7 protein-coding genes are annotated in these 8,259 nt (G+C 68.2%); 3 read left to right on the top strand and 4 right to left on the bottom strand.

The annotated features are described in order from the left end of the window. Window positions 1-63: 63 nt before the first annotated feature. The 4 genes from ON30_RS28330 to ON30_RS37935 form a co-directional block, all read right to left on the bottom strand. Window positions 64-876 carry a DUF1889 family protein gene (locus ON30_RS28330; protein WP_157183882.1) on the bottom strand — a complete coding sequence of 271 codons (813 nt, stop codon included), beginning with the start codon at window positions 874-876 and terminating at the stop codon, window positions 64-66. A 29-nt stretch (window positions 877-905) separates the two neighbouring features. After that, a complete protein-coding gene (locus ON30_RS28325; RefSeq protein WP_157183881.1) occupies window positions 906-1,403 on the bottom strand; it encodes a hypothetical protein in 498 nt (165 codons plus the stop codon). 1,048 nt (window positions 1,404-2,451) lie between these two features. Continuing rightward, complete coding sequence (locus ON30_RS28320) at window positions 2,452-3,060, bottom strand: hypothetical protein (RefSeq protein ID WP_083911736.1); 609 nt, start codon at window positions 3,058-3,060, stop codon at window positions 2,452-2,454. A 496-nt stretch (window positions 3,061-3,556) separates the two neighbouring features. Then, window positions 3,557-3,898, bottom strand: coding sequence for a WD40 repeat domain-containing protein (locus tag ON30_RS37935; RefSeq protein ID WP_083911737.1), 342 nt, complete (start codon window positions 3,896-3,898; stop codon window positions 3,557-3,559). Between the two features lie 9 nt (window positions 3,899-3,907). On the opposite strand from ON30_RS37935, the gene ON30_RS40435 reads away from it, so the two are divergent. The 3 genes from ON30_RS40435 to ON30_RS28310 all read left to right on the top strand — a co-directional run. After that, window positions 3,908-4,468, top strand: a complete 561-nt coding sequence (locus ON30_RS40435) for a hypothetical protein (protein ID WP_174387594.1) — start codon at window positions 3,908-3,910, stop codon at window positions 4,466-4,468. A gap of 279 nt (window positions 4,469-4,747) precedes the next feature. After that, entirely contained in the window at window positions 4,748-5,632 is an 885-nt protein-coding gene (locus ON30_RS28315) for a lipase family protein (RefSeq protein ID WP_085999423.1), read from the top strand. Next, the coding region (locus tag ON30_RS28310) for a caspase family protein (RefSeq protein WP_174387597.1) at window positions 5,622-8,259 on the top strand (2,638 nt) is incomplete at its 3' end. The genes ON30_RS28315 and ON30_RS28310, both read left to right, overlap by 11 nt.

Raw genomic sequence — 8,259 nt, 5'->3', positions numbered from 1 at the left:
TCGAGTCCGCGCACCACAAGGACGCGTAGCGGCCTGGGGGATCGAGGTGATCGTCCGGATCGGTCAGTAGAGCATCGTTGTCGCGATATTCGTGGTGATCGCCGCCGGGTGTTCGATGCCGGCGCGAGCGGCCCGTTCACGCCAGAGGTCGACGATGGCATCTCGGAAGGGATTGTCGGCGAGGGCTTCCGGATCGCTGCGATACTCCGATCGGGCCGCCAGACCGGCCAATCGCGTCGCGCCCGCCGCGGTCCATCGGTGCCGCAGCGCCCACAGACACACCGCGTCGGCGGTGAACCCCTCCCCGGCATCGTGCAGAATACGCAGGATCGCCGATGCGTCACGGCGCTGCGCCGAGGATGCGAGTGTGACAGGGTGGGCCAGTAATCGATCCACCGTGCGCAATGCTTGGACGGCGACCCCGGACAACGGTGAGGGCGGAGGTACGGCGCAGGCGGTGGCGAGCAGTTGCGGCGCCGCGGCCGCGACCCACACGCCGAGCTGCGCGGGATCACGGCTCACCACGCACAGCGCCCGGGTACGGGGATCGTCGGCGCAGGCCAGCAATGCGTCCCGATCCGGGGCCACCGCGACCAGCAATCCGCCCCGCCAGTCCGGCAGCGGATCGGCGCCGCGAGCGGTCAGGGCGCCGTCGCCTGCGACCAGCGCCCCGACCAGCGCCGCGCAATCGGTGAAGTCACCCCGCAGACGCAGCAGCGGTGTACCACCCACCCACTGGGAATAGATCCGCGTCCAGTTCACCGCCGCCGCCACGCCCCGTTCATCGACCCCGCTCAGCGCCGACGGATACACCCACCGACGCCCGACGCCGGACAACGCCTCACCGACTGTGTCGATCCCCGCCCGTACCGACACCCCGCACACATCCACCCTGGGCAACCCGCTCATACCCGCGGGTCGCTCTCGGTGGACGCGGTCGCCGGGCCGGTGTCGACACCGCACCACCCCGTCGGCAGTTGCACGCGCCCGGCACGCAGGTCGGTCACGAGATCGGCGTATCCTTCCCGTACCTCGGCCAGATGTGCCCATGCCTGATGTTCGCGGTCGGTCCGGTGTCGCACCGCCCACCACACCTCGACATAGGTGCGCGCGACATAGCTGATCACCTCCCCCAGCGAATGCGTGCACCGCCGCGCCCCGCGCTCGCCGGACAACCGGGCCGCGGCGTACTCGTCGACGGCGCGGATCGTGTCACGGACCCGCGCGCACACCCGGGCGTGATCGACACCGACCGGGCCACGCTCGGGGGCGAGGCGGTGGGTCAACAGGGCGGCGTGCAAGTCGGAGAGCTCACGCGCCCACACCGCCAACGGCGGACCCTCGCGCAGCCGCCCTGCCACCGCGGCCAACAACATCTGCGGACTCAACAGCCCGACAGGCATCGAGCCTCTGACACCGTCACGGCGAGTGGTCACGGCAGCGGAATCGAGCGAAACATTCATGACGCGCACCCACGCGGCGACGTCGGGGAGCCGATCCTCATTCTTCGTCCTCGTCGAGCGGCACACGCGGCACCGCGGTGGATCGCCGATCACCGACGACCTGACTCCCCCGCCACACCGACACCACGGTCACCACGACCGGACTGCCGTCCGCCCTCCCCGCCGACCGCACCGTTCTCGCCGCCGCCGAAAGGGCCCACCAACTCCATCCGCAGCCCGAACCACAGCCGAACCGGGGTGGACGATCATACAAGCGGTGTCCCAATGTATGCCTGCCACCGACACCGGTCAACACCCAGCACACACCCCGGAAACGCTTCCCGACAATCCGGGATCGAAAAACCGTCGACCACCGGCACCCGAAGCACGGTCACCGACATTCATGAGAATATGAAATAACTTCTCGAACGTTGATCCCCAGCTCCAAGTGACATTTTGTAAGAATCACCGCCCACATCCACCGGCCGCATCCCCGCCACCGCGCACCACCCCGGAACAGCCCGAACGAAAGGCCCCACCAGCACGGCACGGTTCCCACCGGAGCACACCCCTCACCACCACGCTTCGACTCATCGCGGCGCACGTCATCGACGTGGATCTCGGTCTCGACGTGAGGGCGCACACTCGCGTGATCCAACATGCCTGCGGTCACCGCCGCGGCGTGGTAGCGGTCGTCGGCGGCCGCGCACTCGGCACCGAGCAATACATCCGGCTCGGTGGTGGGCGCCCGAGTCGGCGTGTTCATCGGATCGGCACCCCTGGGGTTCGGTTCGACAACAGGAGATGGTCGGCGTGTCGAAAGACGTTCGATGGCAGCGAATTCCACACCGAGCACGCACCGATCGGGGCTACGGGGTACCCGTGCACCCGACCTCCGGCCACAGCACCGATTTGGCATACCGTCGAAGGGCCGAACGAATTCCGGACGGCGCCGAGGCTGTCGCCGTGGCGTCGGCGGGGTGGGTAGCCGGGTTCGCCTCAGCGCAGGCTAGGTCAAGGTCGCGAGAACTTTGATCCATGCGGCACCGAGACCGACTCCGGCCAGGGAGTAGGCCACGATCCCGACAATGACCCAGCTGTACCAGCCGTGGACGTCGTGAGCGCTCCACAGACAGTATCCCGTGAAAACGCCTAGAGTCGCGACGATCCCCGCATAGGTGATCAGGGTCTGGAACTTCAACGGCCATGGCTGGATGGGCAGATCCATCACCTTGCGGCCCCGCTCAGCGCCGATCTGGTCGGCGGCGTAGCCCATATCCGCCAGTTTGGTGGCCGAGTGCAGTCTTTCTTCGAGGATCTTGATCGAGGTGTTCCGGCTGAGGATGTTCGCCATGAGCAGCACGTGGAACGCCGCGACCATCCACAAGGGCACCGCGATCACCAATGGCCACGCGTGCGATGTTCTCAGATCGTCGAACTTGCTGACCACCAGGCCCAGATATGCGACCGATCCGGCGATCAACGTCAGCGAAACATTCATGTGGACCTGTTGATCGGCACGCTCGGCTTGATAGAGAGCGGCGAGCGCCGTCGCCTCGACACTGCCCACGGGTACAGGCATGACAGTTTCTCCGTGAATCTCGATGCGCCGCAGCATGCGGCCGATCTTCGGCTGCGCAGATCTTAACGCGCCCAGGCGCTTACCGCCGCTACTTTCCTGACGAGCACCCCACACCGTGGGGCGCGATCACAGCCGAGCTCGATGGCGCACATCGACTGTTCCCGGTCGGTCGTGGTCCTCGATGCACGGCCACGCGCCTTCCGGCACGGCACGGCCATCGGTCGTTACGAACCCGTCGATGGTGCTTGGTCGAGCTGCTGTTCGGTGAGTCGGGGGCATCAGGTCGGCTCGTCCGCTGTTCCCGCGCCCTGCTGAAAACCGTTCCGTTCCCTCCTCCAATTCTCTTCTGCTGCGACACAGCGGCGCGGCGGCACGGACGGCGAGGTGATGGACCTTGGCGCGGTTCAGGTCGTGGAGTGGAAGGCATCTCGTCGCGGATGCAACTGGATTCGATGCGCAGGATGGGGCACCGACAGCGAACAATTCGACCTGTTCGGCGACCTCGACTCCTGACCAGTTGATCCGGCAACCGTCACAGCAGTCTGTCGTGGGCGGTGTTCTCGGCGTGGCGCGCGGCCGCGCCGGCTCGATCGCGCTCCCGATCGGGAAGGTCAGAGAACGGCGTCCGGTCAGGGGGCGGGGGGATTCGATGATCGGCGTGTATCGAACCAGTCTGCGTAACAGTGTCTTCGGCTCGTTGTCCAGTGCACGGCGAGAGGTGTTGCGGCCCAGACTCAAACGGGCATCTGCACGGGGACCGGAAGCCCGAGCCCCCGGTTATACGTCCAGTGGCCGTATCCCACAACCGCACCGACTTATCACTGCTGCCAGTGGCCAGCAGACGCCCGTCCGGGCTGAACGCCACCGACGACATGTGGGCGGTGTGGCCGGTGAGAGGGGTGCCGACCTGTCCATCGGTGGCCGTCGTTTCCGTCGTGCCTGCGAGGTGATGGACGACCACCGCGAAGCCGTCGACAACGCCATCGAGTTGGGCGGCATCGTGGTCGACATCGCGGGGGTGCTGTTCGCCTTCGATCCGACCGGCGTCTCGCTGCTCATCGAATTACTCGATCTGGTCTGGAAGCTGTCGGGTAACCCGAAGGTCCACGCCGGCGATCACCGCGACCGGACGCTGGGCGCGTCGACTGCCCGGCCGCCTGGCGGCACTGGCCCGCCGCGCCCGCGTCACCAACGCCGAGACGGTACGCCAACGGACGCGGCGAGGGCACCGCGCCTTCACCGCTCTGCGGACCTGGGTTCTACGGGCTCTGCACCACGCTCGCCGGCTTGCGCGCCGCCGCTGACCCATCCCTCGCCCCCGGTCGCCTCCGAGACCGGGGGCCTTTTCACGCCCACTCTCGGAAACGGTGGCCCCGTGCGACCTCGCGAATCGGCGAAGGCATTGCCCGAGCTCCGATCCAGCCATGCCTGCCCCGATGGGTGATCGTCGCACAGGTCCGAGGACCCGCAAGGCATCCGCTGCGACCGCCGAAACGCACGCCCCGAAACAGACCGTAGACCGCGACGGGTGGCGGAGGCGCTCGTCTGCGTGCCGGCCGACTTCTTTGGCGCCGTCGTCGAGGACGGCGCGTCGGTCCTCGAGGTCGTGAACACCCTCGAATCGATGTCTGTCGTGGTTGGATTGGCGTCACGTCGCGAATGTCACTCGCGATAGGTCATCGACGGGTGACGGAGCCCGGATTTCGAGCAGGGGGTTGCGGTCGTGGCGCGGGTGGTGTTGGTACACGGGATCGGTTCCCAGGTCTCCGGCGAACAGTCGATGCTCACCGCGTGGCTACCGGCGCTCAACGACGGCCTGACCCGCGCCCACGCCACCCCGTTGACCGCAGGCGATGTCGCCGCGGGGTTCTACGGCGACCTCTACCGGCCGCCGGGGCGGTTGGCAGGGCGCGAGTTGTCGCCGGGTGAGCAGTGGTACGGGCCCGCGGACGTCGGTGAGGGGTTCGAGCAGGAGTTGTTGGTGGCGTGGTGGAAGGCCGCCGCCGACCTCGACCCCTCGATACGCCTGCCGACCGAGCAGAGCCTGTCCCGAACGTGGGTTCCGGTGCAGTCGGTCCTGCACGCGGTGGCCAGGCAACGCTTCTTCGCCGGTGTCGCAATCCGGTCGGTGATCGGGGATCTGAAACAGGTCAGCCGCTACATGCTCGAACCCGAACTCCGCCACAAGATCCGGGACCGGGTGCGGGCGCTGATCACCGACGATACCCGTGTCGTGGTGGCGCACTCGCTAGGGTCGGTGGTCGCCTACGAGGCGTTGTGCTCGCTGCCCGGGCATCCGGTGCGGGCGCTGGTCACGGTGGGTTCGCCGTTGGGGCTCGAGAACTTGATCTTCGACCGCCTTCAACCGGCCCCGGTCGACGGGCGGGGTGCGTGGCCGGGCCGAGACGGGTTGGTGTGGACCAACATCGCCGACAAATATGACCTCGTGGCCATGGTCAAGCAACTCGATCCGTTGTTCGGCGGCGGGTTCACCCACCGGGTGTGGGACTGGTTCGTGGACAACAGCTCCGACGCGCACGGTTCGGCGGCGTATCTGACCGACGAGATCACCGGACGCGCGATCGACGACGGCCTGCATGCCCACTGACCACTCCCCCACCACCGGCGCGGGGCCGCGGCGGTTCCTGATCGCGGCCGCGGTCGCCGAACACGTCCACGGCCCACACTGGGACCGCCCCGACGTGGCGGCGGCGCGGGCGGCGATCATCGACCTGTTCACCGGCACCTTCGGCTACACCCTGGTCCCCACCCCGGGAATGAACCCGACAGCGGCGCAACTGCTGTCGGAGCTCGACGCGTTCTGCAACTCCCCCGACCGCCGTCCCGACGACGTCGTCGCGATCTATTTCACCGGCCACGGCGAACGACTGCATCGCATCGAAGACCATGTCCTGTTGACCGCCGACACCCATCCCGACCGGGTCCGGATGGCGACCACGACCGAACAACTCGCCCGCACCATCCTCTACGAGACCCCGGTGCGGCGCGTGCTGTTGATGCTCGACACCTGCTACTCCGGCAAAGGCGGCGCCGACTTCACTACGGCCGCTGTGGACGACTACACCCAGCACTGGGACGAAACACCCGGCAACGGAATCGCGGTCATCAGCTCCACCCAACCGCACAAGACCGCCGACGCGGGCCAGTTCGCCCGCCTGTTCGCCGAAGCGGCACATTCGCTGTCGACCGCGGGGTACGGGCCCGAAACGATCGCGGTCCAGGCACTGGTCACGAAGATGAACACGCTGGCGGCCGACACCCCGTGGCAGGTCGCCGGGTCCAGCGAGGTGCTCCTGATCGGCGAGGCTCCGCCGTTCCTGCCCAACCCACGCCACGACCGGAGCCTCCACGAGGTGGATCTGGCGGTGCAGCAGGCCGCGCAGTGGGAGGAACACACCCAGCGTCGCCGGATCGAGTTCGAGGACCGAATGTTGGTGCGGGCCATGGGCGACAGCGACGGCACCCAGTGGTGGTTCCGCGGCCGCCACACCGCCCTGACCGACATCACCACCTGGCTGCACCACCCCGACCCCGCAGACGCCCTGCTGGCCGTGACCGCCGACCCCGGCTCAGGCAAGACAGCGGTCCTCGGCGTCATCGCCGCCATGGCGCACCCGCAATACCACCGCACCGTCCCCACCGGCCTCCTCGGCTTCCCACCCGCAGCCATCCCCGCCATCGGCGCGGTGGACGTGGTGATCTACGCCCAGACCCTCACCCTCGACCAGGTCCGCGACGGCATCGCCGCCGCCGCGAAGCTCACCGCGGCCACGGTCGGGGAATTACTCGACAAACTCACCGGCCGACCCCGAGAGTTGACGGTGCTCATCGACGGCCTCGACGAAGCCGCCGACCCCCACCAGCTCACCCGGAACCTCCTGCGTCCACTACTCGATCACGCCGACGGACGCGTCCGTCTGCTCATCGGAACCCGCCCCCACCTGCTCACCGAACTCGGCACCGACCGCCACCGGGAGATCGATCTCGACGCGGACCGCTACGCCGACTCCGAGGCGATGAGCACCTACGTCATGCGCGGACTGATCGACAGTGCCCCCGACAGCGTCTACCTCCACCACTACGGTGCCACAGTTCGTGCCGTCGCCGACGCGGTCACCGACGCGGCCTACCCGTCATTCCTCGTCGCCCGCATCGTCGCCGCGACCCTCGCTGCGGCCCCGACCGTCCCCAACCCCCGCGATCCCGAGTGGCGGCGCAGCCTACCCACCCTGCCCGGGGAAGCGATGCGCCGTGACCTCGACACCCGCCTGGGTTCCGACTCCAAGAAGGCACGAGATCTGCTGCGGCCGTTGGCGTTCGCCCTGGGCCAAGGCCTGCCGTGGGAGAATCTCTGGGCCCCGTTGGCTTCGGCGCTGGCCGGGACCACCTACACCGACGCCGACCTGATGTGGCTGCGCCGCACCGCGGGCTCCTACGTCGTGGAGTCCACCGAGAACGGCCGCTCCGCCTACCGCCTCTACCACCAGGCCCTCGCCGAACACCTCCGGGACGAAATCGACACCCGCGCCGCGCACACCAGCTTCGTCCGGACCCTGTGCCGCCTGGTTCCACCCAGGGACGGGCGCCGTGATTGGGCCCAAGCCCAGCCCTACACCCTGCGCTACCTGGCCGTCCATGCCGTCGACGCCGGACTCGTCGACGATCTGGTCACCGACCTCGACTACCTCGTCCACGCCGACCCCGCCTCAGTCCTCTTCGCTTTCCGCACCACCACCCTCACCACCGATGCGGGCCTGCTCTCCCGCGCGATCTACGACTGTTCCGGGGACCGGCACCGCCACCTGCCCCCGGATCGACGCCGACGTCTCCTAGCGCTGGACGCCGCGCGCATCGCCGCTCCCGGCCACCAACACCACCTCAACGACGGTCAGCGATGGCAGGTCCAATGGACAACCAGCCGCGTCCACTACGACCACCGCACCACCCTGACCGGCCACACCGACTCGGTGTACGACGTGGCGTGCACCAGCATCGACGGCCGACCCGTCGCCGTCACCGCCGGCGCGGACGGCACGGTCCGGGTCTGGGACCTGATCACCAACACCTCACGCAGCACCCTCCTCGGCCACACCGCCTCGGTGTCCGCGGTGGCGTGCACCAACATCGACGGCCGACCCGTCGCCGTCACCGGCAGCAGCGACCGTACGGTTCGCGTCTGGGACCTCGCCACAGGCACTACACGCAGCACCCTCC

The sequence above is a fragment of the Nocardia takedensis NBRC 100417 genome (assembly GCF_000308695.1).
In the GTDB taxonomy this organism is placed as follows: Bacteria; Actinomycetota; Actinomycetes; order Mycobacteriales; family Mycobacteriaceae; genus Nocardia; species Nocardia takedensis.
The sequence above is the reverse complement of the archived record's forward strand: the minus strand, read 5'-3'. Positions and strand labels throughout refer to the sequence as shown.